At 68.3% G+C, this 26,972-nt stretch carries 23 protein-coding genes, 2 tRNA genes and 1 pseudogene; 9 read left to right on the forward strand and 17 right to left on the reverse strand.

Translation table 11 applies throughout. The features are described 5' to 3' along the window. Positions 1-12 precede the first annotated feature (12 nt). Together O7597_RS03515 and O7597_RS03520 are read left to right on the forward strand one after the other, a co-directional pair. Entirely contained in the window at positions 13-1,182 is a 1,170-nt protein-coding gene (locus O7597_RS03515; RefSeq protein WP_281581999.1) for a hypothetical protein, read from the forward strand. A gap of 254 nt (positions 1,183-1,436) precedes the next feature. After that, the gene (locus O7597_RS03520) at positions 1,437-1,691 is read left to right on the forward strand and encodes a hypothetical protein (RefSeq protein WP_281582000.1); all 255 of its coding nucleotides are present in this window, start codon (positions 1,437-1,439) and stop codon (positions 1,689-1,691) included. Positions 1,692-1,767: 76 nt separating this feature from the next. Here O7597_RS03520 and O7597_RS03525 read toward each other — a convergent pair whose 3' ends face one another. The 10 genes from O7597_RS03525 to O7597_RS03570 all read right to left on the reverse strand — a co-directional run bounded on the left by O7597_RS03525 (position 1,768) and on the right by O7597_RS03570 (position 10,731). Then, the gene (locus O7597_RS03525; RefSeq protein ID WP_281582001.1) at positions 1,768-2,448 is read right to left on the reverse strand and encodes an AAA family ATPase; all 681 of its coding nucleotides are present in this window, start codon (positions 2,446-2,448) and stop codon (positions 1,768-1,770) included. Between the two features lie 8 nt (positions 2,449-2,456). Next, a complete protein-coding gene (locus tag O7597_RS03530; RefSeq protein WP_281582002.1) occupies positions 2,457-3,677 on the reverse strand; it encodes an NUDIX domain-containing protein in 1,221 nt (406 codons plus the stop codon). Continuing rightward, positions 3,674-4,246 carry a hypothetical protein gene (locus O7597_RS03535; RefSeq protein ID WP_281582003.1) on the reverse strand — a complete coding sequence of 191 codons (573 nt, stop codon included), beginning with the start codon at positions 4,244-4,246 and terminating at the stop codon, positions 3,674-3,676. The genes O7597_RS03530 and O7597_RS03535 overlap by 4 nt, the downstream gene beginning before the upstream one ends. Next, positions 4,243-5,184, reverse strand: coding sequence for a hypothetical protein (locus O7597_RS03540; protein ID WP_281582004.1), 942 nt, complete (start codon positions 5,182-5,184; stop codon positions 4,243-4,245). The genes O7597_RS03535 and O7597_RS03540 overlap by 4 nt, the downstream gene beginning before the upstream one ends. Continuing rightward, entirely contained in the window at positions 5,181-6,119 is a 939-nt protein-coding gene (locus tag O7597_RS03545) for a class I SAM-dependent methyltransferase (protein WP_281582005.1), read from the reverse strand. Before O7597_RS03545 ends, O7597_RS03540 begins: the two co-directional genes overlap by 4 nt. 16 nt (positions 6,120-6,135) lie before the next feature. Beyond that, on the reverse strand, positions 6,136-6,819 hold the full coding sequence (locus O7597_RS03550; protein ID WP_281582006.1) for a GPP34 family phosphoprotein: 684 nt from the start codon (positions 6,817-6,819) through the stop codon (positions 6,136-6,138). After that, a complete protein-coding gene (locus O7597_RS03555) occupies positions 6,816-7,676 on the reverse strand; it encodes an SAM-dependent methyltransferase (RefSeq protein WP_281582007.1) in 861 nt (286 codons plus the stop codon). Before O7597_RS03555 ends, O7597_RS03550 begins: the two co-directional genes overlap by 4 nt. Further along, positions 7,666-8,691 carry an acetamidase/formamidase family protein gene (locus O7597_RS03560; RefSeq protein ID WP_281582008.1) on the reverse strand — a complete coding sequence of 342 codons (1,026 nt, stop codon included), beginning with the start codon at positions 8,689-8,691 and terminating at the stop codon, positions 7,666-7,668. Before O7597_RS03560 ends, O7597_RS03555 begins: the two co-directional genes overlap by 11 nt. 197 nt (positions 8,692-8,888) lie before the next feature. After that, positions 8,889-9,296, reverse strand: coding sequence for a hypothetical protein (locus tag O7597_RS03565; RefSeq protein WP_281582009.1), 408 nt, complete (start codon positions 9,294-9,296; stop codon positions 8,889-8,891). A gap of 154 nt (positions 9,297-9,450) precedes the next feature. After that, the gene (locus O7597_RS03570; RefSeq protein WP_281581661.1) at positions 9,451-10,731 is read right to left on the reverse strand and encodes an IS701 family transposase; all 1,281 of its coding nucleotides are present in this window, start codon (positions 10,729-10,731) and stop codon (positions 9,451-9,453) included. Between the two features lie 242 nt (positions 10,732-10,973). On the opposite strand from O7597_RS03570, the gene O7597_RS03575 reads away from it, so the two are divergent. Then, positions 10,974-12,176 (forward strand): hypothetical protein, encoded by a 1,203-nt coding sequence (locus tag O7597_RS03575; RefSeq protein ID WP_281582010.1) that lies wholly within the window; start codon positions 10,974-10,976, stop codon positions 12,174-12,176. Positions 12,177-12,199: 23 nt separating this feature from the next. Here the strand turns inward: O7597_RS03575 and O7597_RS03580 are convergent, their stop codons facing one another. After that, a complete protein-coding gene (locus O7597_RS03580) occupies positions 12,200-13,318 on the reverse strand; it encodes an IS630 family transposase (protein ID WP_281580406.1) in 1,119 nt (372 codons plus the stop codon). Positions 13,319-13,392: 74 nt separating this feature from the next. Between O7597_RS03580 and O7597_RS03585 the strand changes: the two genes are divergently transcribed. The 6 genes and pseudogenes from O7597_RS03585 to O7597_RS03610 form a co-directional block, all read left to right on the forward strand. Next, positions 13,393-15,156: an orotidine 5'-phosphate decarboxylase / HUMPS family protein gene (locus O7597_RS03585; protein ID WP_281582011.1), complete on the forward strand. Its 1,764-nt coding sequence runs from the start codon at positions 13,393-13,395 to the stop codon at positions 15,154-15,156. Then, a complete protein-coding gene (locus O7597_RS03590) occupies positions 15,153-15,632 on the forward strand; it encodes a GNAT family N-acetyltransferase (RefSeq protein WP_281582012.1) in 480 nt (159 codons plus the stop codon). The genes O7597_RS03585 and O7597_RS03590 overlap by 4 nt, the downstream gene beginning before the upstream one ends. Positions 15,633-15,844: 212 nt before the next feature. Further along, positions 15,845-16,858 carry a hypothetical protein gene (locus O7597_RS03595; protein WP_281582013.1) on the forward strand — a complete coding sequence of 338 codons (1,014 nt, stop codon included), beginning with the start codon at positions 15,845-15,847 and terminating at the stop codon, positions 16,856-16,858. 910 nt (positions 16,859-17,768) lie between these two features. Next, positions 17,769-18,566 (forward strand): DUF2637 domain-containing protein, encoded by a 798-nt coding sequence (locus O7597_RS03600; RefSeq protein ID WP_281583178.1) that lies wholly within the window; start codon positions 17,769-17,771, stop codon positions 18,564-18,566. A 436-nt stretch (positions 18,567-19,002) separates the two neighbouring features. Then, complete coding sequence (locus tag O7597_RS03605; RefSeq protein WP_281582014.1) at positions 19,003-19,947, forward strand: replication-relaxation family protein; 945 nt, start codon at positions 19,003-19,005, stop codon at positions 19,945-19,947. A 966-nt stretch (positions 19,948-20,913) separates the two neighbouring features. After that, positions 20,914-21,990 (forward strand): annotated as a pseudogene (locus tag O7597_RS03610) (recombinase family protein); the annotation flags it as partial. A 9-nt stretch (positions 21,991-21,999) separates the two neighbouring features. Here O7597_RS03610 and O7597_RS03615 read toward each other — a convergent pair. The 6 genes from O7597_RS03615 to O7597_RS03640 form a co-directional block, all read right to left on the reverse strand. Continuing rightward, complete coding sequence (locus tag O7597_RS03615; RefSeq protein ID WP_281582015.1) at positions 22,000-22,482, reverse strand: hypothetical protein; 483 nt, start codon at positions 22,480-22,482, stop codon at positions 22,000-22,002. A gap of 37 nt (positions 22,483-22,519) precedes the next feature. After that, positions 22,520-22,593 (reverse strand) — tRNA-Ile (locus tag O7597_RS03620). 120 nt (positions 22,594-22,713) lie between these two features. Then, complete coding sequence (locus tag O7597_RS03625) at positions 22,714-24,411, reverse strand: insulinase family protein (RefSeq protein ID WP_269737713.1); 1,698 nt, start codon at positions 24,409-24,411, stop codon at positions 22,714-22,716. Then, on the reverse strand, positions 24,408-25,358 hold the full coding sequence (locus tag O7597_RS03630; RefSeq protein ID WP_269737714.1) for a hypothetical protein: 951 nt from the start codon (positions 25,356-25,358) through the stop codon (positions 24,408-24,410). The genes O7597_RS03625 and O7597_RS03630 overlap by 4 nt, the downstream gene beginning before the upstream one ends. Before the next feature lie 46 nt (positions 25,359-25,404). Next, entirely contained in the window at positions 25,405-26,640 is a 1,236-nt protein-coding gene (locus O7597_RS03635; protein ID WP_281582016.1) for an NAD(P)/FAD-dependent oxidoreductase, read from the reverse strand. 135 nt (positions 26,641-26,775) lie between these two features. Next, a tRNA-Asn gene (locus O7597_RS03640) sits at positions 26,776-26,848 on the reverse strand. Between the last annotated feature and the right edge of the window lie 124 nt (positions 26,849-26,972).

Below are 26,972 nucleotides of genomic sequence, written 5' to 3' on the forward strand. Positions count from 1 at the left end.
TGGGCATGCGCCGTGGCAGAAGCATGGATCGTCCGGGCCGGGCGGGAAGATGACTACGAAAAAAGCATCTTCAAGCACAACATCATCTCGATCGGCTGGTCGGCCGCCGGAGACCTGACGTCACGCTCCACCCAGCAGGACATCAAGGATGTTGTCCGGGCGAACTACCCGGAGGTGGAGCCGAGGTCCGCAGACACGTACGCTATTCAGCTATTCGCCTTCCGGAGTCGGATGCGCGTCGGTGATCTCGTTCTGTTGCTGCGCCGCACCAGTCCAGACGTCGCCGTCGGCTGGGTCACCGGGTCATACCAGTACCGTGCGGATCTCGGACGGACGATGCGACACGTCCGGCCGGTGAACTGGGTACGGACCGACCTGCCCCGATCGGTGCTGGCAACCGAACTGTTGAACCTCCCGGCGTTGGCCACGATCTTCCGGATCAACCAGCCCGACGTGGTGGAGCGGATGCGCCGCCTGCTCGGCGGGGCGACTCCGGAGGCGCCCGACGCCGCCGCCGACCAGCCGGTGACGGCCCAGGAGTCCGGGCCGTTCGTCAACCTCCAGCGCAACCTCAACTATGCGCGAAACCTTGCTACGGCGGGTCAGCATCTGGCACAGCTCAAGGTGCGGGCGTTCGAGGTCGACGACGTGTTCCGGGCGGCCTGGGTGCAGGCGGTCGCCGCGTTGGACCACTGGGTGCGGCAAGAGATCAGGGAACGGATGCGCCGGCTGGCGGAGCAGCCCGACGCGGCGGAGAAGTTCCAGGGATTCGGCGCCTTTTCGATGACACTCGGCCTGTTCCAGCAGGTCCAGCAGGGCAAGCTCACCCTCGCCGAAGCGCTCGACCAGCAGTTGCGACAGACGCACAGCCACCTGACCTACCAGAACCCGAACAAGATCCGGGAAGGCTTCGCCCTGGTGGGCAACGTCAACGGGCTGTGGGACCGGGTCGCGAGGGTGCTCAGCGAGCAGGCCGGTGACGGTGTCAAGACCTCCGGCATCGAGGTGCAGCAACAGCTTCGGGAGATTGTCCGCCGACGGAACAAGATCGCGCACGAGTACGACGAGGACCCCCAGAACGCTCCGAGGAAGCGGCCGATCGATGCCGCGGCCACGACCCAGACCATCGACTGGATCGAACAGTTGGCTGGGGCCATCGTGGCCGCGCTCGAACAGGAGTGAGTGCTACCAGCCGTCCTCAACCCAGTCAAAGGTGTGCTGCACCGCCTCGCGCTTGCGCAGCGCCCGGTCCCGCGACTCGGCGGGCCGGCTGGAACGGTTCTACACGCTCTGCGCCACCAGCCGCGATTTCGTCAACCGTGCCGGCGACATCCAACACCTGGGCGTGACATCCACTTCTTCCGCGACGTACGGGTTTGGATCGTCAAGGAAGAATCCGCCGAGCGGGGGCCAAGGGATTGCCCAAACGGCACAAGTTGAGCCGCTACCTCTCCCAACTCGCTGCCGAGGTGGTCGACGCCGCCGACATCAACGACATCTACGAGGAAGCCGGCCTCGGCAAGCTCGGCATCACCGAGCTCAACGAAGTCGCCTTGCAGCGCCTGCAGAACTCCGACACCCGCACCTCGCCGCCTCAGCGCTCCGCCGCCTGCTCGCCCGCTACGACTACCCGCCCGACCACGAGCGGGCCGCCGTCGACCTGGTCATCCGCCAGATGGAAGTTTCGTTAAACGAGTGGCCCCGGGAGGACAGGCCGCCCAGCGGTGACGGAATCGGCGCTACGTGCGTCTGCTTCGGTTATCCAGCCTATGCATCCGACGGTGCGGCCAATCGGCTGGGCGCGGGCGTGAGGCCCGCCTCGGTGTTGACCGCGATGCCCGCCGTGGCGTCGAGTGGTAGCAGTGGCAGGACTGTGTAGGAGAAGGTCGCCATTTCGGCTACCAGCGCCTTGAGGTAGCCGACATAGGAAGGCGGCAATTCTTCACGCTGCGACAGCCGGGCGAGGATCAGGTCCAGCCCTCCCGGCTGCTCCGGCAGCCGGAGCTCTATCGCCATGCACGCTTCGACGGCTACGAGGTGGCGTATGTGCTGTTCGAGTCGCGCACGGTGCTGGCCGGTGGACGGAGATCGCAGCCGAGGGTTGTCCGGCGAGGGTATGCCGGTCTTGTGGTGGGCCAGCGCGGAGCAGATGACCGTCTTGGGGCCACGGTCAACGAGCACGACGTCGTGAGCGCGGCGGGTTCCGGCTGTCGTGACCAGCGATTCGATTCGGCGTACCTTGGCTTCGAGTAGTGCATGGGCAATCTGGATACCTGGTGTTGTCCGTACCCAGGGAGCGAAGTCCTCCGGTGCGGACAGCTCGTTCAGGTAGGTCCACAGCGGCGGTGCGTGCGTGACGGTACGCCCGTGTGCGACCAAGGCCGGGGCGAGGTGGGCAATGAGGGTGGACTTGCCGCTGCCGTCCGGGCCGTCTATGAAGACGATCATGTCGCCGCTCAGGTGGCCTGGATCGTGGTGCGTCGACCGTCGCGGGCGGCTGCGAGCTGGTGTAGTTCCTCCAACGCTGCAGGCACCTGACTGGCGAGCTGCTCGGCTCGGATGAGGTCGGCCGCACCCGTGCGGCGGAAGGCGTCGTAGTCGTCGAGGAGCCGCGCAGCCTCGGTGCCGGGCCAGTGCTGGTCGAGGGTCACCACGACGTCGGGCAAGCGGAGTAATCCATGCGTGCCAATGGTGAGGACGGTTTGACGGGCAGCGCTGGACAGCACCGCCAGGGTACGGCGGGCGCAATCAGCGCGGTCGGTGTCGGTGGTGGGTATTGCGGCCTGGCGCTGGTGGGCGAAGTCGAGCAGGTGACCGATATCGGCGGCCAGGTCGGCGGTGTGGGGCACTTCCGGCAGCGACGCTGTGGGGGTGCCGGCCACGATCGGAACGTCGATGTGGGTTCGACGCAGGACGGCGCGCAGCTTCATGGCATGCAGCCGCTTGATCCCGTCGGCATTGGCGTCGTCGGAGCGGGCGAGGCGCAGTGAGATGCGGATGCCGGTTTGGTGGCTGACCTCGTCGGCGAGTTGGCGCAGGGCGAGCGCGGCCGGGGATGCGGGTTCGAGTCCCCAGGCGATGAGGTCGAGGTCGCTCCAGCCATCGATGAAGTCGCCGCGTGCGCCGGAGCCGCATAGGGCGGCACCGGCACCGGGATGCTTGGCGAGCAGGGCGTTGGCCTGGCGGCTGAAGCCCCACACAGCTTGGCTGAGGGCCTCGCTGTAGTCGAGCGGGCCGCTGCGGCGCCAGGCGATGATCTCGTCGGCCCGTCGGACGTACTTGTGGAAGCTGGCGTGGCTCGCGGCGGTCAGCGCGTCGGGTAAGTCGTGCCATTGGGCGGCGACGAACCCTTCGCTCTGCCTGGCGGTGGCGGTCGTATCGGTGGCCGCGAATAGGAACCAGTCGACGGTCTTCCGCGCTGGAGTGCCATCGTGGTCGGTGAAGCGATATGCCTCCTGTCCGAGGTAGGCGACGTAGCGCATGTCGTGCAGCCCGGCCTCTTCCGATACTTCCCGGGCGGCGGCGATCAGCGGCGACTCGCCCGGCTCGATGCGCCCTTTCGGGGCGACTACCTGGCGCTCACCGGTGGTGCGAATCTGCTCCAACAGCAGCATCCGCGGACGGTGCAGGTCCGAGGAGACGACGATCGCGCCAGCGGAGGAGTACAGCCGTGTCATGAGTGTTCCGTCCTCGTGATGGAAGGGCAGGTCGCGGTGTAGACGTCGTCCAGCGTCGCCGTGAAGTGGGCGAGGTCGTGGCGGTTGTCGATCCAATGGTCGGCGATCTGCCGCCAGCGGGGCAGTTGCTCGGTCACTCGCTTCCGAGCGTCTTTGGCCTTGATGAGAGCGTGGGCCGCAGGGTGGTCGATGTTGGTGGCCGCAGCCAGGCGATTCACGCGTAGCGGCTCGGCTGCCGTGATGAAGACGATGGCGGCGGGACCGGGCCAGGATGCCTTCGTCGCGTGGGCGAGTTCGGCGTCGATGAAGCTCTCCACCACGGCCATGCCGGCCGCCCCGGTGCGGGCGTGCTCGTGGAGGGACGAAAGGAACTCGTCCGTATCGAAGCCTTCACGGGTGGAGACTCCCTCGTGCCGCACCTCTGTGCCGGAGGTCAATGCCAGCAGGATCGTACGGATCTTGATCCGTTGTGCGCCGCGCTGTGCCAGGTGGATGCCGGCGGTCGACTTGCCGCTCTCGCTGGTGCCGGCCAGCAGAATCAGCCCGCGCCGCGCAGTCAGGGCTGTCACAGCGCCTCCATGGCATGTTTGACCGCCTCGACGCTGGCGGCAATATCGGCAGGCGACCCGATACCGACTCGGAAGGTCGGTAGACGGGACAACCTGTCGAGCACAGTGCGAGGCGGCGTGCATAGTTGCGTTCTGCGGTTCAGCAGTGGGGAACCAGACGCGAACCGGACTTGGCTCGAATCATCGAAGATGCCGACGTGATCGAGGCTGGGGTCAATCAGTTTCGCGACGTGATCGGTGACCGCGCTGGTCAGCAGGATGCCGGCCTGGGCGGGGTCGATCTGTTCCAGCTTGCCGGCGGGGATCCCGTTGTCCGGCAAGACGATGAGCGCCAGGCTCGCCGCGGTCTTGGCCGTATCGACTGGTGCCAGCTGGTCTGGGAAGAGGAGACGGTGGTCGGGGTGTTCGGGTGCCAGGTAGGGGGCCATGTCGGCGCGTACGTGCCAGGGCAACCGTGGTGCCGGGGCGACGACCATCTTCTCGCGGTCACAGGTGACGAAGGTGAACTCATCGACGAGCAGGGCGCAGCCGGCCTTTGCCAGGCCCAACGCCAGCGATGTCTTGCCCTGCCCGAGTCCGCCGTCGAGGACCGCGACAGCCCGACCATCGTTGGTGCCGGTCACGGCGCTGCCGTGCAGCAGCACACGCCGGTCGGCGGTGCCCAGCAGGGCCAGGCACCGCGCCCCAGCCTGCAAGATCGCAATCTCCAGGACCGTTGGGGACACCATCGTCATGCTGGGAACAACGAGCGACACGCTGCCTGTCTGCTCATCGACCAGTAGTTCCGCCTGCTCTCCCTCGACGATGCGCATCTGATACCGAACGGGCGTCGGTACGCCATCGATACTGATCCGGTCGATGAATCGCTGTAGGTGCGGTTGGCGCACCGCTGTCGCGTCGAGGTGAAGGCGCCGGTCACCGAACTCCAGAACCCTCATGGCGCACACCCTGTGGGCTTGCTCAGCAGCAGCCAGGACGAGTAACCGCGGTGACGGTTACGGACCGGCGACAGGCTTCCGTCCATCAGTCCCGCCTCGTCGGTCACCTGCATGTGCTCGGCGAGCCCGACGTCGCGTACCAAGTGGCGTAGTTCCTCCACGGTGGTCAGGTGCGCGTAGCCGGGTGCCGCGCCGGACGCTTTGTTGGCCAGGTAGATGATGTCGCGCGGCGGCAGCGGCAACGAGCCGTGCCGCCCTTGGCCGAGCCACTTCAGATGCCGTGCTGCCGAGTCCAGCCGATTGGCCAACCGCAGCAGGCCGAACCGTCCGGGGAAGTACCAGTTGAACGCCTCGACGATGACGGTCCCGCCAGGTGCGCACACACGCCAGAACTCGCGGAGAGCCGCCTGCCGCTCGGCGACGGTTGGCAGGGCGTTGAACGAGAACCGTAGGCACCACACCTGGTCGAAGTTGCCGTCCGGGAACGGAAGGTCCGCCATGCTGGCATGGACGTACGTCGCCAGCGGAGTCGATGCGCGTGCCGCGCCCAGGGCCGCCCCGTTGACGTCGACGCCTGTGATGTTGCCGCCCAAGGTGGTGACGGCTCGCGTTACCCGGCCCGCTCCGCAGCCGACGTCGAGGATCCGACTTCCGTGTCCGTACCGGGCGAACAGTGTTTCCTCGCATGGGCGGAGCGACGCCGTGCCGTAGAAGGCCGTCTCGCCCGCATAGTGCACCGTGTTGAGCGCTCGGATCATGTCGCCGTAGCCGACCTCGTCGTAGCGCGAATCAAGATCGTTGCCCTTTGGGTCGCGCTTCCTCCCGGCTGTGGGGCCATCAGGAAACGTGGCAGCGCTCGACGCGGGCGAGTCTTCCTCCTGAAGGTTCGAGCGGGTCTGTTCGTCTGGTACGGCCTTGCGGAGCGGTGTGGACATCCGGGATCTCCTACGGCTAGCGGTAGGTGGTGGTAGTGAGGTCACCGATGGCGGTATCGACGGCGGCGGTGATTGCCTGTACCGATTGGTGGTGCTCGCGGGCGATGGCAGCGAGGTACGCCGCCAGGGCATCGACGTCCTCATCGAGGTGGAGGTAGGTGGTCAGACCCAGGGCGGCAACTAGACCGGCGAGGGCGCCGGTGTGGCTGTCGGGCTGCTCCCGGCCCTCCGCCACGTATCGCAGGCGGGTCCGGGCCACGATCGACCATCTGCTGTCCGTCAGGAGGTAGGTGTCGGTATGTACGAGGCCGCCCAGGCGTCGGCGGGTGGTCTGCCGCAGGATCCCGGCGGCGACGAGGCCCGCTCGGGCGCGCTCGTACAGGTCGTCAGCGAAGCCGAGGAGGAACTCTCTCACCGGTGGGTTCGCATGACCGTGACGGATGTAGCCGATGGCGCTGTCGGCGATCAGATCGCCTACCGGCTGATAGCTGCGCAGTCGTAACCACTGCTCGCCAGCCGGGTGGGAGTCATCGTTCGAGGTAAGGACGATCCGCCCGGCCATGAAAAGGTCGATCAGGACCGCGCCGGCCAGGCCGAGCGCCAGCGCCTGCCGGTCGATGTACGGCTGAGCGTTGTCGTCGTCATGGCCGAGCAGGAACAGCTCGTCACGCAGGGGCAGCGGCAGTCGAGGAACGGTCATCGGCCGGCTCCTTTGATGCCGACGCCCCCGAGGAAGCCGGCGAGGAAAGGGCTGGCAGACGCGGGACTGCCCGCCACTTGGTCGTCAGCATCAGGGCGCCACTGGGCGACAGGGACGAGTGCTGTGCCGGTGGCGGGTACGACAGATCGGCTGGCGGGCAGCATGGCGAAGTCGCCGAACAGTGCCTCGATCTCGGCAGCGGCACGCAGTTGAAGTGGGGTGGGTGTGCGCTGGTACAGCCGCTGCACCTCGTCGGTTTCGGCGGTGGCCGTGCCGGAGGTCGCGTGGGAGATGACGAGGGCGCTGCCAGGGCTCATCGCGGCGCGAAATGGTTCCACGATGGCGTCGACGTCGCCCGGGATGAAGTGCAGGACCGATACGAACAGGACGGCCACGGGGCGGGTGAGGTCAATCAGCCGCTGTGTCGCGGGATTTCGGAGGATGAAGTCCGGGAAACAGATGTCGGCCTGGATGACGTCAACGAACGGGTGGTCACCGAGCAGCGCCCTGGCGTGCGCGACGGCTACCGGCTCGACATCGACGTACAGCACCCGAGCATCGGCGTTGACGTGGTGGGCGATGTCGTGCACGTTGCCCACGGTCGGAATCCCCGATCCGAGGTCGAGGAACTGGTGAATGCCCTGTTGGAGCGCGTAATGGACGGCACGGCGGAGAAACGCGCGGTTGGCGCGGGCCGCGTCTGCGACATGCGGCGCGACGGCGAGGACGGCGTCCGCAGCCCGGCGGTCAGCAGCGAAGTTGTGGCTGCCGCCGAGAAAGTAGTCGTAAATGCGGGCGGCATTCGGACGAGTCAGGTCGAGCTCGGCGGGCGCCCAGCTCAACGCCTCAGTTCCCATGCTCTTTTCCTGGTTGCTTGATCTGGGCCTCGGCGATGCGACGCAACCGCTGATGCACTCCGCCGTACGGGTTCGCGCCGGCCAGGACGGCTTTGTTGAGGGCGGCGTGCATGGTGTACAGCGGATCGCAGACGTTGCCGGGCGCGGCTCGACCGGCCTGCGAGACGACCTGGTAGGCGTCGAGGATCTCCAGGCCGGTCAGGTGCGCGGTCCAAATCACCAGGTCGTGCTGGCTGATGCGGTAGGCGTCCTCCAGCGGACGGGCCGCGCCGATCGAGATGATCCGATAGTCGGTCTCGATACGCGGCCATGGGGTCGGCACGCCCTTGATCAGGTCGACGACGACGCTGACGTTCATGGCGGTCTCCACCGCAACACCACACGCCTCCCCCTGCCCCTGACGGGCGTGGCCGTCGCCGAGGGCGAACAGCGCGCCGGGGACGTTGACGCCGAGGTAGACGGTGGTGCCGAGGTGGATCTCCGGAGTGTCGAGGTTCCCGCCGTGTGCGTCGGGCACGAGGGTGGAGCGGGCTTCGCCGCCGGCCGGGGCCACGCCGACGGTGCCGAGCATCGGTTCGAGTGGCATGACGATGCTGTGGTCGGAGCGGCTGGCGTGGAAGATCACGGTGTCGGCGGCGGTGTCGATGGTGTAGCGCCACACCCGCTCATCCAACGGCGGGTGCAGCATGGCCGTGCTGCGGGTGCCGGTCAGCGCCCCGAAATGCGGGAAGGTGGCGGACACGCCCCAGTCGCGGGCCGGGGTGATGGCCGCGAAATGCAGCGCGAGAGTGTCCCCCGGTTCCGCGCCGACCACGTGGAAGGGGCCGGTGACCGGGTTGAACGCCTGACACACCTGCGACGGCAAATCATTTACCGTGCGTACGGCACCGCCGTAGCAGTCCTCGGTCCTGGTGACCAGCAGGCTGCCCGGCTCGATCTCCAGTACCGCCGGGTGACCACCGAAGGTGTAGCGCAACTCCCCAGGGGCCGGCCGGTAGGTGACGACGTTGGTCATGCTGCCTCCCGTCCCTTCATCAGCCCGGACCGCGAAGGGACCCGCGCCACGTCGATTCCCGGCGAAGGCGCTGTCTGCCTGATGCTCATACCGTTTCCATTCCTTCCTGTCGTCATCGACTCCGGCGTTGATCGGAGTTCCTCTGGTTGCCTGCTGCGGATTGATGGACGAGCGCGTGGAGAGCTACTGGTTCGGCGTCAGGTGCGCCAGGTGATGGACAGGTCCTGCGCGCAGCCACCGACCCGGACGGTGACGAACAAGCGGCGGAAGATTCGCCTGATGTCCTCGGGCGAGGCGTCCGCCACCAGGCCCGGTGCCGGCCCGGCCACCGCTTTCAGGACGAGCTGCTCGATGTCCTCGGCGTCCACGGCCGTCAACCGGCAACCGCAGGGCCCACGGTAAGCACGCCGACCGAGCATCAGGCCGGGCTGCAGGGAGATGCCGCAACTGCGGCAGCACAGCAGACCATCGAGGGTGTACGCCGCCGAGGTGGGCAGGCCCAGCCGCGTCGTCCGCTCACCTCCGGAGCCGGAGCCGGAGCCGGCACGCCGAGCACGGGCGTGCACGTCGTTGCTGCGCACGTCCATGGCCACATGCACCTCCACCCATCAGCGCTCCCCGTAATGCGAGGGCTGGTCACAGCGGTGGCGTGGTCCGAACGCCCGATCCACCACCGTGGTTATCTGTGCAACCAGCCTGCGGGTCCGATCCGGCCCTGACGATGCGTGAACGTCCTAGTACGGCAGCCGCCGTTTGGGATCATGGCTGTAGTTCGAGGTTGAGGCGGCGTGTGTAGTGGGATCGCCGGGCTTGGGCTTGATGCCGGCGTCGCCGTTGTGACCAGCGCAGACGGTGGGCGAGGTCGTGGAGCGGGCGGATGATGTGGGCGTTGATCAGGCGGCGGGTCTCGTTGACGGTGAGCTTGATCTGTCCGGTGTCGGTCGGGTCGTTGTGGGCGGCGTCGGCGGCGCAGATCGCCAGGACGGCGAGGGCGGCCAATGTGAGGGTGGTGAACCGGTGCCAGGAGTCCCAGCGGCGGACCTGGTGCTGGTCCAGACCGACCTGGCCCTTGGCGGCCTGGAAGCTTTCCTCGACCGTCCATCGGATGCCCGCGACCCGAACAAGTTGGGCGAGGCTGGTCGGTCGCGGGGTCCAGCAGCGGTAGAAGGCCAGCTCGCCGGTGGTGGTGTTACGGCGGATGAGGAGGCTGTGCCGGCCGTCGTCGTCGGGGTCGGCGTCGGTGCACACGTCGTCGAGCCACGCCCAGTCGTAGAAGCGTGGACCCTTGGACCCGGCGCCAGCTGAGCGGCGTTGCCACGCCGTGGCGGGTAGGTCGGCGGCGATCCGGTCGGCCCGGACGCGGGTCTTGCCGCCGTCGAGCGGGATCAGGTGATTGCGGGAGACCGCGAGGACGTAGCCGAGCCCGTGTCCGCGCAGGTGGGCGCGGAAGGCAGTGCTGTTGCCGTAGGCCTCGTCCGCAGCGGCCCACCCTGCTGGAACACCGGCGTCGAGGGCGGCGGTGATCATGTCAGCGGCCAGTTCCGACCGGGTCGCGAAGCCGATCTCGTCAGGCACACCGGCGGCCCGGCACCTATCGCGGTCGTCGGTCCATGACACCGGCAGGTACACGCGTCGGTCGATCAGGGTGTGCCCGTGCGCACTGGCATAGGCGAGGAAGACCCCTACCTGGCTGTTCTCGATCCGGCCGGCCGTGCCCGTGTACTGCCGCTGCACCCCGACCGTGTGAGTGCCCTTCTTCAGGTCCCCCGTCTCGTCCGGGATCAGGACCGCATCCGGGTCACCGAACCGGCCGGCGACCAGATCGCGCAGGTCGTCGCGGACGGCGTCGGCGTCCCACACCGCCCGGTACAACAGGCGCTGCATGGCGTCCGGCCGGGCGTGTCCGGCCTGCTCCGCCAACTGCCAACACGTCTTGACCTCACAATCGGACAGCAGCCCGGTCACGAACTGTCGGGCCGCACGTCGCGGCTCGACCCGCCCGAACCGGCCCGCGAAGCACCCGAGCACCCCGGCCAGCACACGTTCCCATCCGACAACGGCTACGCTGTGGCACGCGGCCACCGCCCGATCTGATGTTGTGTCCACAACGCACAGACGATCACGCGGTGGCCGTCTCGCGTCCACCCCACCTGACCAGCAAGATCTCAAACGGCGGCTGCCGTACTAGTGTTGTCCTAGTTTCAGCTCGTCTGCGCCGGCTGTCGTCTACTACGCTGCCGACTGCGACAATGACGCTGAGTGCACGGCCCTGGGGGATACCAGTGGAGACGGTACGGCGGTGGACCGGCCGCGAGGCCAAGCAGCGATTCACCCAGGTCCTCAAGGCGTCAGCCGTTGCTGTGCCAAGCCAGCCGCGGGCTGCCGCCGAGGGCTTTCAGCAGACAAGACAGGACCTCGGTGCCCGTTCCAGTGAACGGACCACCGCCATTCTCGCCGCGCTCGGTGGCCAGCAGCCCGACGACCTCGTCTACGTGCCGCCGGCTGACGTCCAGCGTCTGGTCGCGGACTTTCTCGCCTCGACCGCCCGCGTCTACCTGCTCACCGGCCCGCCTGGCGGTGGCAAGACCAGCTTCACCCGCCATCTGGCGGCGCAGGCTTCCGGAGGCGATGTACAGCTGCTGACGGCGGACTCATGGACTGAGGACATCGGCCTGGCGCGCGAGATCCTCCGCTACGGCTCCCTGCCGGCCGGGGAGGATCCCTTACTGACCTTGGAAGGTGAGAGCCAGAGCCTGTCCAGGCCGCTGCTCGTCGTCATCGACAGTCCGCAGCCCCGCGCCGTGGTGGACAAGGTCTGCCGCCAACTCGACGGCGCGCTGCGGCAGGTGCTGTCAGGGAACCTGCGATTCCTCCTCGTACTGCGCACGCCGCCGGAGATCGAGCTCGCGCCCTACCCCGTTCTGTCGGCGGCGGTCATGCCCGGTCAGGACCGCGGTGTCGGCGCGTCGCTGCGGCTGGAGCGATGGGACGCTGGCACCGCCCGGCAGGTATGGAACGCCCAGCGGTCCGAGAGCGAGCCTTCGTTCGACGCGCTGCCGGCGAAGATTCGCAACTTGGTCCGCCTGCCGCTGTACATGAGCCTCATCCGTGCCGCCAAGTCGACCGAGCCACTCGGGCACACCGATGCCTACCGGCTCGTGGAGTTCTGCGTCGCCTCGATCTTGAAAGCGGCAGGACTTGATGTCGAATGCACTACCGCAGACCTGACGACTCTCGCGCGCCGGCAGCTCGCCGCGGCCTGGCCCCATCCCCTACTCCCGGCGCTCGATGACGGCCCGGGACATGACAATCACCTCAGCGCGTCCTCGGTCGCGGGGCTCGTACGACCCGGACCGACCGGTGCTCTGGCGTTCCATCACGACGTCATTCGTGAGTACCTTTTCGCGCGGTGGCTCGCCCGGCTCATCGAGACCCACGGCCGCTCGACCACCACCATCGAGTTCCTCAACGACCTAGTGCCTTGACCACGAAGGTTCGCGGTGTTGGGTCAGGCTGCGAGGGCGGCGGGTTGGCCCCAGCGTTGTTGGCGTTCGCTGCGGATGCGGGCTCGTTCGCGGCGTTGGGCGGCCAGGACGTCGGGGTGGCGGGCGTTGGCGTTGCGCCAGCGCAGGTAGGTCTGCAGCTTTCGAGTCAGCGCCGGGTGGTTCGGGTGGTTGGAGCCGGCGATGACGAAGGTGCGTAGCGGCCCGAACTGGGCTTCGATCGGGTTGGCCCAGGAGGCGTAGGTCGGGGTGAAGCAGAGCTCGACCTTGTTGCGGGCCGCCCATGCCCGGATCTTGCGGCCTTTGTGCGCGGACAGGTTGTCCAGGATGACGTAGATCGGTGCCCCGTCCGGGCGGGCGGCGCGGATCGACGTGAGTGCGGCCAGGGTGTTCGCGGCGCTCTTGCGGCGCCGGACGACACCCCAGAGCTGGTCGTCGCCGACGGAGTAGCAGCCGTGGAACTGCCGGACGCCGTGCAGCTTGTGGTAGTTCGCGGGCAGCCGGTGCGGATGGCCTGCGGGTGCCCACCCGGCGCCGGGCTGGGGGCGGATCACGAGGGGTCCGAACTCGTCGAAGGCGAACACCCGTTGTGGGAAGTGGGTGCTGACGTACTCGATCCGGGCGAGTTTGGCATCGCGCTGCGGGTCGGTGGACTCCTTCCACGTCTTGGTCCGCTGGAAGGTGATCCGGTGCCGGCGCAGGATCTGCCGCAACCGTTCCCGCCCGATCCGGACCCGGCGGGTGGCATGCAGGCGCAGGTGGTCGGCGAGCTTGCGGATGCTCCACCGGGTGAACGGCCGCCCCAGCTTCTCGGGGCGGGTGTTGGCCGTCTCGACGATGAACTGCTCTTCGTCGCTACTGATCTGGCGGGGACGGCCACCCGCCCACTGAGGGTCCAGGCTGGCCATCCCCATCTCGTTGAACCGGTGAATGATCTGCCGGATCGTGTCCTCATCGGCTTGGACCAAGCGGGCGATCGCCGGCACCGTGTTCCCACCGGCCGAGGCGAGCACGACCATCGCCCGCCGTAGTCGGATCGGAGAACCGGTTCCCCGGCGGGTGATTCTGAGCAGCTGCTGACCTTCCTGGTCACTCAGCCGCCGCACGCGTACAAGATCTGCCACCGCCACAGCCTGACCCGCACAACGCCGCCCGCCCGACAGGCCGCGCGGCGTGTCAACCAACACCGTGAACGTTCGTGGTCACGGCACTAGCCGCTCGCACCAGCACATCAGCCGACCTGCGAGGCGTCCTGGAATTCGCCCTCCAGGGCTTGGATGCCACGTCGCCGGAGCTGCTGGCCGCCGTCGCCCAGTCACCGTCGGTCAGCATCACCGAAACGCTGCCGTTGATGCTCGAACTCACCGGCGACACCCCAGCCTTCGCCACAGCAGAGGTGCTGCGCGTGTGCGCCTCCCGGTGCCTACACGACAACGGCCTGCCACTCGCCAGGGCCCTCCTGCACGCCAGCGCAGCCACCACAGCCCTCGGCGCGGAGTACCCGCGATGGATGCTGCGGGTACTGCGCCGCTTCGGCCCGGCAGTCTGGGACGACATCGTGGCGTGCGTCGAGACGCAGCTACCCATCGCGGCCATCCACGACTTCGTCCGACTCGCGCAACTCGAGACGGTAGAAGACGCGGTGTTCCTCGCCCGACACTTCTACGTCTTCATCGCCACCGACGACGGCCGGTCCCAAGAGCTGAAGGCGCTCCTCGCCCACCCCGACTGGCGAGCCCGCGCAGCCGTCGCCGAGGGAATCCAAGCCGGGCGCGCCATCCCACCACACACGACGACCATGATCCTGGAAGCGTTGGTAACGGACCGCGACTACAAGGTCCGCGCCGCCGTCGCCGACGCCGTCGGCCGCTCCAACGCGCCCGACACGGAGCACCTGCTCGCCACACTCCTCGAAGACCGGAACTGGCACGTCCGCGAGCGCCTCCTCCAAGGGCTCGCCACCCGTGCCGGGCACGACCACTCGGCCGCCGACCTGGTGACCAGGAAGCAGGACGCGTGGCGACATGGCCCTAGGAACGTCCGAGTCGCCGCTCAGCGGCTCCTACTCAAATCCGGCAGACGACCGTTTCAAGACGACGACTCCGCTCGCGGTGCCCTGTTCGGCCTGCTCCGAGAGATCCGCACCGGCGCCCTACGGCTACCCGCAGACGTTCAAACCGCCTTGGTCAGCGAGGGCGTCGCCTCGACCGACTGGCTCGTTCGGACCGAAGCCAGCCTGCTCGGCGGAGAAAGCGCGGGCACGAACACGACGGTAGGCATCAGCAAAGAAACCTTCCGTCGGCTCCGAGACGGACGCGCACTCCAAGTCGCACTCGATGTTCGCGACGTCGACTACGCCATCCGCGTCGCGCAGGCCGCCGCCACCGCCGGTGTGCAGTTCATCGAGATCGGCGACCCCCTCATCAAGAGCGTCGGTATCCAGGCTATCAGCGCCATCAAGCAACAAGCTCCTGGCACGTGGGTCGTGGCCGAGATGATGTCCGCAGACTGGGGGCGCGACCAGGTCGTTCTCGCCGCCGAGGCCGGAGCCGACGTCGTACTCCTCATCGGACCCGCCAGCATCGCCAGTGTGTCCGCAGCCGTCGAAGCGAGCAAACGTCTCGCGGTCCCCGTCGTCATCGACGTGCCCGAGGGGCGGCTGACCCAGGGTTGGGTCCAGGACATGGAACGCACGGGCATCGACGGCTTTGCCATCACCACGAACATCGACCTGGGCGTGGCCGGCTTCCACCCCCTCGACCAGGCACAACTCATCAGGTCGTGGACCAAGCTGCCGATCGCGGTATCCGGCGGCTTCGAACCCACCGACGTCGAAGCCGGCCGAAGACACTCATGGGACATCCTCGTCATCGGCCGCGGAGTCACTGACTCCCTGGACCCGACCACCGCCGCACGTGACCTCACCGCATCGATCAAGCTCACCGAAGGGCAACACCGATGATCATCACCCCGCTCACGGTCGACCGGATTTCCGACCTCGAGAAGCTGTTGGCGCTCGGAGAGCCGTACATCAGGCTGCGGGGCTCATCGGACTACTGGCTGTACGCCACGATGTTCGCGAACACCTGCCCGGTCGCCATCGTCGCCGGGCAGGTCGTCGGCAGTGTGATCGCCTTCCGAAGCCAGATCGACCCGTCCGAGATCTACCTCCAGGACGTAATGACCCACCCGAGCCACCGACGTGCAGGGATCACACGAGCGCTGATCGAAGACGTCCACCGCCAAGGCTCCCTCTGGGGATGCCAGCGCCTCTTCCTCACCTCGGAACCCGACAACCAGGCCGCACACCGGGCCTGGCTCGCCCTGGGCTTCACCAACGTCTCCGGCGACGCCGTCGAGCACGGAGTATCGGTGATCCACGACTACAAAGGGCCTGGGAAACACCGCGCGGTGTACGAACGCCGGATCGAACCATGATCTCAGTGCCGGCCGGAGCTGCGAACCTGGCCGCAGGAGGCATCGGATTGAACGGGAGGCTACTCCGAATCGAGGATCCCGCCGCCGCCGTCGGTGCGGGCCCGGTCCGGATCGTCGCGCATCAGGCACGACTGTCGACCTCACTGCTCGATTGATCACCGCTCAGGAGTCAAGGGGCTACAGATTGCAGCGATGTGACTTAGGATCACCGCTTGGTCTCCGACCTGAGGAGGGTTTTCGTGCGGCGGATCGCGGTGGTGTGTGCTTTTGCAGCGTTGCTGCTGAGCGGGTGCGGCGGATCCTCGGCACAGCCCACGAGCAGTCGTGCACAGGGGGGTGACGACGCGGCGATCGAGCCGACGGGCGCGGCCGGTCTGCCGTCGGGGATCGTGTTCTCGAAGGACGACTTCTCCACGGGCACCAAGAGCTTGCAGGTATACGACATCGCTACAGGCAACCTGCTCGCCACCGCAGTGGCACCGGGCGAAGCCGTGGTCAGCCGTCGGGAGGCGTTCGACACCACGATGAACCGGCTGGCCTACATCAGCAATTGCGAGTTGCAGGTAGCCGAGCTGACCAATGGCGTCTATGTCTCGTCCGGACGTTGGCAGCCGCCGCAGGACTTCGGTGAGGGTAAGCAGTGCTTTGACAACCCAACTTTTGGCGAGGCCGGGCGGGTCCGAGTCAGGGTCGGCGCCACGCGGTCCGAGCCTGGTCGAGTCATGTCCGTTGACCCGGACCAGCCGGCGGTGGCTCCGAGGGAGGACGGTGCGGGCAGCCTTGAGCAAGAGAAAAAGTTCCGTGTTGCTGGCTTGGACGAGTCCGACGTACGGGTCTACGTCCGCGGTGATACGGTCACCAGCCTCATCGTCACCGGGATCAAGCCGGGCAGTGACTTGATCAGCGGCGCTATCTGGTACGACTGCAAGACGCAGGTCAACAAGGATGAGTTCTTGTGCACATCCTCGCGCGATAGCTCGCGCCAGCACTACGGCAGCGTCGCCCTGGCCGCGGTCGACGTGTCTGCTGGCACCGTGACGGTCAAGCAGGTGGCACCGGCGAGTAAGGCTTCCCGACCAACGGTCCTGATCGCTCCCGATCGCCAACGGGTAGCGATCCATGACTCCACTGGCTGGTACACCACGAGCCTCGACGGCGCCTCAAGCCCGACCCGCCAGCCTCTCAGCGAGCAACAGGTCCGCGGCGACATCCTCTTCTGGGCCTGAAGGCCACCCCCGCCCTCTCATCTGGATTGATGAGACGCTCGTCCCAAGAGATGGACGAACGGCAAGGAAATTTTGCAGTGGCGGTGTGGACGCAGAGGCACTGGAGGCCGGAGTCCCGGATTCAACCGGACTGAGGGCTCAGGTCAGGCGGGTTGCCCCGCGAAATCGCGGTTGACTCGATGGGTGTTGCCGGGGCGTACTGGTTGTACGTTCTCGTACCGCCGGTTAGCGCGGTCCACGATGAGAGGCAGGCATTCCCGGAGTTGGGGTGCCTGCTGTTGTTCGTGCCGGCGATGTCGGGGGCGTGGAGAGATGGGAGGACCCACATGAAGGTTCGGCTGTCGGCGAGTTGAGCCGCCGGTTCACCTCCGGCGCTCTACGTGGGCGCTGCTGGTGACCTCTGCCCCCTCTGCGGCTCTGCTGGCCCCTGTCCGTGTCCGTTGCTGAGCATGGTTTGCCATGTGAGGCGACGTGACGCATCGTGCCCCTTTTGGCTGTCCTTGCGCAGAGTTTGGCTTGTTGGTTGATTCGTCCACAGTGGCTCTACGACCTCTGCTTGTGAATGAGGTCCGCCCGGCCAGGCGTGATCCGGCAGGAACAAGCCTGCCCGGAAGCGTGATCGCAGACGGTCGTCCGGGCGGCCTTCATTCGCCGTACTTCGAAACCCTACGACCATTCATGGAGCAATCAGTGACTTCATTCAACATCAATTTGGTGGGGCCGGCGGCGGTGTCCGTCGAGCTCGCGGTTTCGGTCCGCGCTGGCCTGGCCGTCCTGGTTGGGGCGGTGCATGGGCTGCCTGTCGACGGGTGGTGGGCCGTTGGCGAGACCTGAGCATCGACCGTATGGCCCGTCCGGCGAGGCGCGGTCGGGGCGGGAGCGGCTGGAAGATCGGGTCCAAGTGCTGATCATGCTGTTGATCGGTGGTGCGGCGGGCGCGGCGTCCTTCCGTCACGTCCATGACGTGGCCGCCGCGCACGGGCAGCCGGGCTGGCTGGCGTGGGCGGACGCGGTCGTGCTCGAGTTGACGTCGATCGCGGCGGGCTTGGAACTGCGCCGCAACCGGCGGCTGGGCAAGAGTGTCGCGTTCCCGGCGACGGTGCTGACGGTGGCGGTGTTCCTGTCTCTGGCGGCTCAGGTGGTCGGGGCAGAACCGTCGGTGATCGGCTGGATCGCCGCCGCGTTGCCGGCGCTCGGCTTCCTGGCGATGGTGAAGATCGCCCTCGGTCGTGCTGATCCTGCCCCGCTCCACCGGATAGCCCCGTCCGCCCCGGACAGCCGGTCCGGGCGGGTCGGGTCCGGGCCAGTTTCCGGCACCGGTGCCACGGTCCCGGACGCCGCCGAGACGGTCCCCGGACCGGCTGCGCCGGTCCACGCCGACACGGCCGCGGTCCCGGACTCCACCCCAGCGGTCACCGCCACCGCCCTGGACGGGCAGTCGACGGTCCCGGACAGTCGCAACAGCCACGCGGGGGTCCGGGACTGTGGGCCGGAGATCGCGGCGTTGGTCCCGGTCGCCCGGACCGCCGCCCGTGCCCTCGCGGCCCAGGGGACACCGTTGTCCCGTAAGGCCCTCGCGCGACAGCTACGCGCTGACGGGCACCAACTGTCCAACGCCACCGCCTCGGCACTCGTGCGTGTCCTGCGCGCCGAGACCAGCCCGCCCCGACAGCTCTCGCCGGATCTGTCCCCAGCAGATGTCGCGTGACAGAACGCGAGTTCTGTCAGTCGATGCCCTTCACGGCCCGGTCGGCGGTTCTGTCAGGAAGTCCATGTCTGACAGAACCTGGCCCGATCCGACGAGCGTGCACCCGCCGTCCGTCTCTCCGGTACGACCGAGGTGCACCATCCAAACACTTTCCGATCAAGGAGCATGCACGTGTTCACCCAGCTCAATGTTCACTATCTCGGCCGGCGACACGGCCGGTCCACGTCGCGCGTTTTCTCGCACCACCGAGGCCACGGGTCCGGTGTTACCGGCCGTGCGGCGGTCGGTGTCGATCGCCGTGTGACCGTCGGTCTTGACACCGACCCCCGAACCGACCCCCCGCCCCGACTCACAGCCCAGGTCAGCCCCGCTTCCACTGCTGCGGTCCGGCTCCAGACAGACCCTCATCCTGGGGGTCTCCCCCCTGGGGGCGCGTATGCGTAAACGCCTACCGGCTCCGGATCCGCTGCTACGGATGCAGGCCAGCATCACCGGCCGCGACGACCGCCTCCTCGGCTGGCTCTACGACCACGGCGTCCTGACCACCGACCAGGTCGCCGCTGCCCTGTTCCCTTCCCTGGACTTCGCCCAACGCCGCCTCCTGCGCCTCACCAGTCTCGGGGCGGTGGACCGGTTCCGACCCAACCGACCAGACGGCGGCTCCTACCCGTACCACTACGTCCTGGACCAGCTCGGCTACGACCACGTCCACGCCCAACGCGGACTCGGACCACCACGCCGAGACCAGGCCCGCCGCCGTAAACAGTCCCTCACCTCGCGCCGGGACCTGCCACACCTGCTCGGCGGCAACCAGTTCTTCATCGACCTCGCCGCCCACGCCCGCACCCACCCGCACACGGTCCTGGACCGCTGGCAGCCCGCCTCCGCCTTCCACGAGCCCGGCGCGTTCTACCGCAGGGGCGGCAACCCGCAGATGATGGTCCACGGACCGAAAGGACTGCCCCGCCCCGACGGGGCCGGGGTGTGGACCGAGCGCGGACGGTCCGTGCCCTTCTTCCTCGAGTACGACACGGGCCGCGAGTGCCTCGACGTCCTCACCGAGAAGATCGCAAAGTACGAGCGGCTGTACGCGATGAGCACCTGGGCGTGGCCCGTGCTGTTCCACCTACCCTCCGCCCGCCGCGAGACGAACCTGCACCACCGCCTCGCCGACGTCCCCGACCTGGAAACGGTCATCGCCACCACCACCGCCGAAATGCGCACCGCCCTCAACGCCAGCCCCGCCGAACCGGTCTGGCAACTCCAGGGCATCGGCACCGCCGGCCGGATGCGGCTGGTCGACCTGCCCTACACCGACACCCACCACGACACCCAATTCCCAACCCCCACGCCGACCAGCAAGCACGGGCAGGCACCCTGACGGCCCAGAAAGCGGGGGTGTGCGGCCCACACGCCGCCGAACAGCGCGGACCGTCCCACCGATGGGCACCGTGCATCCACCGCAGCTGTCAGGCGGCTGCCAGCGACTTCGTCAACCGCAGCGGCGTCGACGTCGGCCGGGTGAACCAACTGAAGGAGGAACTCCGCAGCCGGGCGGGCACGGAAGCACGACCCCTCACCACTAGCCCCGGTCGAGGAGGCGCCGGTCGGCTCGCGCAAGCGAGGCTCATCGCGCGGCGGGCGTTGCGGGCGGCAGCGCACACGCCCCGCTGCCCGACGCACTGCAAGTTCCGGCAGTCTCCCCGCGAGCCCGGCTGATGAGCGGCAACGACGTCGAAGGCCAACCGCCACAGCAGCGGATCGGTCACATCGTCAGGGATGACAGCCAGGCAGCTGAGTCGTTCGCGAAGCACGGCAGGCCTTTCCTCGGAAGGGGCACTTGGTCGGCCGCCTGACCACCCGGCCGACGGCACGGACACAATCGACCCTCACCACTGCCGAAAGGTCAAGTCATCGCATCCCGGAAACGCTAATGCTTGTTGATTTCGCACGGAAAGGACACCCCATGAGAGAAGGACTCCAACACCAGAAGATTCGCATGCTTTTCGGAGGACAGTGGCGAAAACGCCCCACCACGAAAACGCCGTCCGGAGGTATCCTGACGATCCGCATCCCGGTACCACCACAACAAACGGTGGTGCAATACCCAACCGCGCTAGCAAAATGGAACAGCCGATCCCGATGGTTATCGCGCGGATCGACACCGTACCCATGACCACCGACGAACTCGATAACGCCGCCGAAGCCCTCGCCGTCCTACTCAACCACTTCCTCGACGACCACCCTCACCTCACGCCGTAGACCAGCCAACCCGGACAACTCGCTGGCGGCCGACTCCGGCCGCCAGCACTCCGGAGCCTCTGACCTCGAAGGACGACCTGCCACAATGCTCGACACGCCACCCCTCATCCCGCCGAGGCGACGCGGCCGACGCGCCCACCCGACCACCGCCGAGCAGCCGACCGGCCCTCGTCGAGTCTGCGTCTACATCCGCCGCTCCACCGACGACGAACACCAACCCTTCTCCCTCGACGCCCAACGCGCCGCCCTCGAAAAGTACGTCGCCTCTCAGCCCGGCTGGACGATCGTCGCCGAATACGAAGACGACGCCTCCGGTGCCACCACCGAACGCCCAGGCCTCAAGAAAGCACTCCACGCCGCGAAAGCCGGCCTCTACGACGTCCTGCTCGTCTACCGACTCGACCGATTCAGCCGCAGCGTCGCCGACCTACTCGACCTCATCACCATCCTCGAAGCATCCAACGTCCGATTCTCATCCGCCACCGAACCCGTCGACACCGGCGGACCCTTCGGCCGCATGATGCTCCAACTCCTCGCCGTCTTCGCAGAATTCGAACGCAACATCATCATCGACCGAGTGAAAAGTGGCATGACCGCGAAAGCCAGCAAAGGCAAATGGGCCGGCGGCACCCGCCCCTACGGCTACCAACTCGACCCCGACCACCGCCTCGTCCCCCACCCCGACGAAGCACCCATCCTCCGCGACATCTTCCGTCTCTACACCCGCGACCGGCACGGAACCCGCGCCATCGCCACCATCCTCAACGAACGCGGAGTCCCCAACCGCACCGGGAAGAAGTGGTCCGGACACACCATCAACCGGATCCTCGACAACCCCGCCTACGTCGGCGACATCGCCTACCGCGACGTCTACGTCCCCGACGCCCACGACCCCCTCATCGACCGGGCTACCTTCCAACGCGCCCAAGACATCGCCAACGCCCGAGGAGACACCCAAACCCAACGCGCTATGTCCGACTCCGACTACTACCTCACCGGCCTACTCACCTGCCCCCACTGCGGACAGCGCTACATCGGCACCTCCGCCAACGGCCGCACCCGCCGCTACCGCTACTACACCTGCTTCACCCGTACCCGATACGGCAAACACGCCACCTGCACCGCGCCCAGACTTCCCGCCGACGACCTCGACCAACTCGTCCTTCAAGCCCTACACGACTTCTATGCCACCGCCGAACCCGTCCTGGCCGCCATGATCGAACGCGCTCACGCCCAACGCGACACCACCAGCGACGACCGACGCGCCGAACTCGGCGCGACCGCCCATCAGATCACCACCACCGAGGCAGCCATCAGCCAATACCACACCGCCTTCGAAAACGGCACCATGGACGACGCCACCGCCGGGCCTCGCATCCGCGAACTCCGCCAGCGTCTGGCTCAACTCCACACGCGCCACGCCGAACTCGAAGTCGACCTCGCCGCCCAACCCGCGCCCCTGCCGCCCGCCACCATCACCCGGATTCGCGAGCACCTCACCACGATCATGGCCAGCGGCACGACCACCGAACGCAAGGCCGCCATCGAGACTCTCATCGCCGAAGTCCAGATCACCGACCAGGGCGTCGTACCCGTCTTCAAGATCCCCACCGACACGACGATGCCCCCGCCTAACCCGGACGGGGGCACTCACGATGAACAACCACCGGTTCGCACAATGGTGCGGTCGGTGGGGCGGGCGGGACTCGAACCCGCGACCGAGGGATTATGAGTCCCCTGCTCTAACCGGCTGAGCTACCGCCCCGGTACCGGGGCGGATCTTATCCCGCCCGGTCGATCACCGGCCAACGCACCTTCCCGACATTGCGGTGCGGTCCGAACGGACCGGACCGCTCGGAAGGGATTCAGCGTCGACGGCCTTCCCTCACCGGCGTCCCCTTCGCCTCAGCAGCACGATGGGCAACGCGAGGATAACAGCGAGCAGCCAGCCGATCACGACCGCACCCCACAGTACGGCGACGTCCTCCTCGGCGGTGGGGCTGATGAACATGCCGATGGTGAGCAGCAGGGTGAACCCACCCACCACAAGCGTGGCGAGGCCGCTGAGCACCATCAGCAGGATCTCCCACCCGGCCCGCTTCGGCCGGGCCAGGTACGCACGGGCCTCGCGGAGGGCACGCGGTTGCGGGATGTTCTCCGGGTCGCGGGGCGGCATGGTGATCTGCCGGTCGATCGGCACCCCGCTGTCGATGACGCTCATCGCCGCCGGATGCGTGTCGAACAGGGTCGGCTCGATGTGCAGCACGATCGCGTCGTGGCCGATGAGTTGCCGGGCGCCGTCGGGCCAGGCGAGCATCGCGGCGCAGTCGGCGTACCGGACGGTGAGGGTGCCGCCGGCACCGACGTGGCTGACCCCCTCGGTGCCGACGAGCAGCCGACCGTCGTCGTCACGGGCGTGGTAGGTGGTGCCTGACACGGCCGACTCCGACGAGGTGGGCGCGGCGGTGAGGCCCGCCCAGTCGGCGCGGGTTCCGTCCGGCACCATCAGCAGTGCGGAAGCGTACGCCTCCTGGGCGACCTCGTGCAGGTCCGTGACGGTGACCGCCTTGAGTTCGGCGAGGTGCTCGTCGATCGTGTGGTTCGGTTCGCCGGTGAGCAGGTTGAAGGCGTACGCGGGCAGCCGCGCGGCGTCGAACTCCGCGGTGGCGTACATGTCGACCCGCTTGGCCACCGCGGCGTCCAGGTCGCTCTGCTCGATCCGTCCGATCCGCAGCTTGGCCAGCACGTCGATGAACCCGCCGACGACCGCGTCCTGCTTCTCGGCGAGGGCGTCGGCGAGGGCCCGCAGGTGGGCGTGCCCGTCGCCGCGCGGTTCGTAGCCGGTGTTGATGGTGTAGGAGAGCCCGGCGTCCTGGCGCAGCGCCCGGAACAGCTCGCGCTCCAGCACCTCGGCGAAGACGGTAGCGGCGGCCCGACGCCGCACCACGGCGTCGAGCACCACCGCCCGCGAGCCGTGCACGAAGTACGCCGGGGTGGTCGGCAGCGCCGACGAGGCGGCCGGCACCGGCTGCCGGGTGCCGGTGGGCAGGTCCAGCCGCAACCCTTCGGGCACCCGGTCACCGGCGATCCACAGCACCGCGTTCTCCCGGGTGAACCAGCGTGCGGCCCACTGGCGCAGTTCCTCGGCGGTGAGCCCGCTCAGCCCCCATTCCGGGTAGCTGCTGAGCCCGTGGTCGCGGGCACCGTGACGCCACAACGGGATGTCGTCGATCGCCGAACCTCCCCGGCTGCTCCACTCGGTGCGCAGGATGTCCTTCTCCACCTCCAGCCGGGCGGTGGGCAGGTCGGTGAGGTTGGCGCAGACGGAGGTCAGGAAGGTGGCGATGTCCGCCGCCGAGCCCTGCATGTGGAAGGTGGTGAAGACTGGTCCGGTGGCGCCGTTGAAGTGGTAGTCGGCGCTGCCCAGCGGCGCGAGGACGAGGTGTTCGAGCAGGTGGGTGATGCCGTGGCGGGCCAGCGTCTCGTCGGCGGTGCCGACCCGGAAGGTCAGCCCGGCGCGCATCGACCCGCCGGTGGGGGCGAGCAGGGTCGGCACCCCGTCGGTTTCCAGGTGTTGGATCACGGCCGGCCGCCCTTCGCGTACGCCTTGTCGCGGAACCGCTGGAACTGCCGCACCGCGTCGCCGAAGTAGCCGAACATCGACTCGTCACCGAGGTGTCCGAGGGCGGCGAACTGCTGCGCCGCCGGTGTCCACTCCTGCATGAGGCAGAAGGCGAGGGCGAAGGTGCTGCGTACCTGGACCCAGCCCCAGCCGTGGCGGAACTCGCGGTGCCAGACGGAGCGTTGGGCCGCGTCGTGGATCTCGGCGCGTACCCGCTGTCCGCGGAGGAACTCACCGGCGGCGGACAGGTTGCCGTGGTCGAGAGCCTGTTCCAGGTGCGCCTCGACGATGAGGACGGCGTTGGGCGCGCCGGCCGGCGCGGCGTCGGCGCACTCACGGGCGAAGGCGTGCGTCTTGTCCCAGGTGCCGCTCCACTTGGGACAGAACTGCTGCAACAGGGAACCCTGTGCCGGCAGGTGGTGCGGGTGCGCGGCGGCGAGCCGGTCGTAGCGGCGCCGGGCCTCGGCCTGGCCGAGTTGCAGGCCGCGGGCGCTGGTGACCCGCTGGGTCCAGGCTGCCGCATCCTGCGGGTGACGGGCGGTGGCCTCGATGAGGATCTGCTCGGCCCGACGCAGATGATCGAAGAACTGGGCGAACTGTTCCCGGCTGACGTCCTGCGCCCGGCTGGCCGTCCGGATCCGCCATCCGGCGTGGATCAGGTGTGCCCCCAGCATGGCCGCGGCCACCGGGTCGTCCGGTCGCTCGGCGAGTGCCTTCCGCAGGAGCGGCTCGGCGTCCGGTGTGTCACCGACCTCGCCCACGAGGACCGTCCGACCGTAAGCGTCCTGGGCGTCGACGAGGGCGCGCAGCGCCGGCCAGTCACCGGCGGCCAGCGCGCCACGGGCGGCGGCCACCTGGGGGTACGCCGCCGCGGCGTCGAGAACCGGCGGCGGGAGGGGTGCGGGCATGGCGAGGATCATAGGTGATCATCTTCGCGTCGGTGACCCCGAATTCTCAGTGCTGGCGCAGGTGCCGCAGGGCGGCTCCGGCGGTGCGCCAGCCGCTGGCGAGTGCCCCCTGGATGGATGGGCTGTCGCGGTGGTCACCGGCGACGAACAGTCCGTTTCCCAGCCCCACCGGCTTTCGTAGCCGGCCCTGTGGCGGCGGCGCGGCGGGCAGCGCGGCGGGGATCTTGACCGTGGTCAGGTGCGCCCAGTCGGCGGTGGGCCGCCCGTACAGCCGGGTCAGTTCCAGCCGCACGGCCGGCTCGGTCGGTACCGACGGCCCGACCACGGAGGTGGCGATCAGGTGCCGGCCGGTGGGCGCGTAGCCGGGCACGGCGTGGCTGACCACGACCGTGTTGGCGATCATCTCGCGGCGGTCGCCGTCGAGGAGCAGGATCGGCTCGTCCAACGGTGGCTCGGCGGCCGCGTGGTAGAAGGTGGTGTATGCGTGCATGCGCACCGGGGGCAGGTCCAGCAGCCGGGTGGCGGCGGGCGGGTCGGCGGCGACGATGACGGCCCGGCAGCGCAACTCGCCGGCGGTGGTCCGGACGCGACCCGGTGCCACCTCGGCGACGGCGGTGTTCAGCTCCAGCAGCCCGGTCGGCAGCGGCGCGGCGACGGCCCGGGGCAGCGCCGCCATGCCGTCGGCGGGCAGGCCGACCCGGCCCCGGGCGAACGAGCGCAGCACCATCGCCAGGACGTGGCTGGAGGTGGCCAGTTCCCGGTCGAGCAGCACGCCGGAGAGGAACGGACGGAGCAGGTCCTCGATGATCGCGTGGGAGAGGCCCGCGCGGCGCAGCGCCGCCTCGGCGGTGGTCTCGGGCCGGGCGAGCAGACGTTCGGGGGGCAGCGTGGCGTAGCTCGCGGCGAGAGCGGCGAAGCGCAGCCGGTCGGGCAGGGAGCCGACGGGGGCCAGAGCGGTGCCCGGACCACCGGCGGGCTCGCGCAACGGGTTGACCAGTCGCCGCAGCTGACCGCCCTTGCGTACCAGCACTCCCGGGACGAAGTAGCCGAGGTCGAGAGCGTCCACGTCGAGCAGCGCGCCCACCCGGGGGTAGGCGGTGTTGAGGACCTGGAATCCACGATCGAGCAGGAATCCGTCGACGGCGTCGGTGGCGACCCGACCACCGAGCCGGTCGGTGGCCTCGACCAGCCGCCAGGGCACCCCGGCGCGGTGCAGGCGGCGAGCCGCGGCGAGGCCGGCGAGACCGCCGCCCACGATCACCACGTCGGTGTCAGTGGACATCGGGTACCAGCGTAGACCGGTCGGCCTGGTGCCGCCTCGCGAAGATCCGGGGTGACCCCGGTCGGCTGGGTCCGGCCGACGGAACGACCGACGCCCACCGGTTCGGGCCGGTGGGCGTCCTGGTGAGCAGTGAAGCTCCCCCGTTTGGACTCGAACCAAAAACCTGCCGGTTAACAGCCGGCTGCTCTGCCAATTGAGCTACGGGGGACCGCAACAACGCCCGGAGCGGATCGCTCCGCACCGCGCGCCGGGCACAAGAGTACAGGACGTCGGGGGGTGTTGGTCCAGGGGGTTCATCGGCCATCACCGAGCCGGCCGGTGGCCGTTTACCA

The organism is Verrucosispora sp. WMMC514, assembly GCF_027497295.1.
Classification (GTDB): Bacteria; Actinomycetota; Actinomycetes; order Mycobacteriales; family Micromonosporaceae; genus Micromonospora; species Micromonospora palythoicola.

What these genes read in the sequence shown, in the direction of transcription:
- O7597_RS03525 (WP_281582001.1), bottom strand. Translation starts at nt 2,448, where the DNA reads ATGATCGTCTTCATAGACGGCCCGGACGGCAGCGGCAAGTCCACCCTC.
- O7597_RS03530 (WP_281582002.1), bottom strand. Translation starts at nt 3,677, where the DNA reads ATGACACGGCTGTACTCCTCCGCTGGCGCGATCGTCGTCTCCTCGGAC.
- O7597_RS03540 (WP_281582004.1), bottom strand. Translation starts at nt 5,184, where the DNA reads ATGAGGGTTCTGGAGTTCGGTGACCGGCGCCTTCACCTCGACGCGACA.
- O7597_RS03545 (WP_281582005.1), bottom strand. Translation starts at nt 6,119, where the DNA reads ATGTCCACACCGCTCCGCAAGGCCGTACCAGACGAACAGACCCGCTCG.
- O7597_RS03550 (WP_281582006.1), bottom strand. Translation starts at nt 6,819, where the DNA reads ATGACCGTTCCTCGACTGCCGCTGCCCCTGCGTGACGAGCTGTTCCTG.
- O7597_RS03555 (WP_281582007.1), bottom strand. Translation starts at nt 7,676, where the DNA reads ATGGGAACTGAGGCGTTGAGCTGGGCGCCCGCCGAGCTCGACCTGACT.
- O7597_RS03560 (WP_281582008.1), bottom strand. Translation starts at nt 8,691, where the DNA reads ATGACCAACGTCGTCACCTACCGGCCGGCCCCTGGGGAGTTGCGCTAC.
- O7597_RS03590 (WP_281582012.1), top strand. Translation starts at nt 15,153, where the DNA reads ATGATCATCACCCCGCTCACGGTCGACCGGATTTCCGACCTCGAGAAG.
- O7597_RS03600 (WP_281583178.1), top strand. Translation starts at nt 17,769, where the DNA reads ATGCTGTTGATCGGTGGTGCGGCGGGCGCGGCGTCCTTCCGTCACGTC.
- O7597_RS03605 (WP_281582014.1), top strand. Translation starts at nt 19,003, where the DNA reads ATGCGTAAACGCCTACCGGCTCCGGATCCGCTGCTACGGATGCAGGCC.
- O7597_RS03630 (WP_269737714.1), bottom strand. Translation starts at nt 25,358, where the DNA reads ATGCCCGCACCCCTCCCGCCGCCGGTTCTCGACGCCGCGGCGGCGTAC.
- O7597_RS03635 (WP_281582016.1), bottom strand. Translation starts at nt 26,640, where the DNA reads ATGTCCACTGACACCGACGTGGTGATCGTGGGCGGCGGTCTCGCCGGC.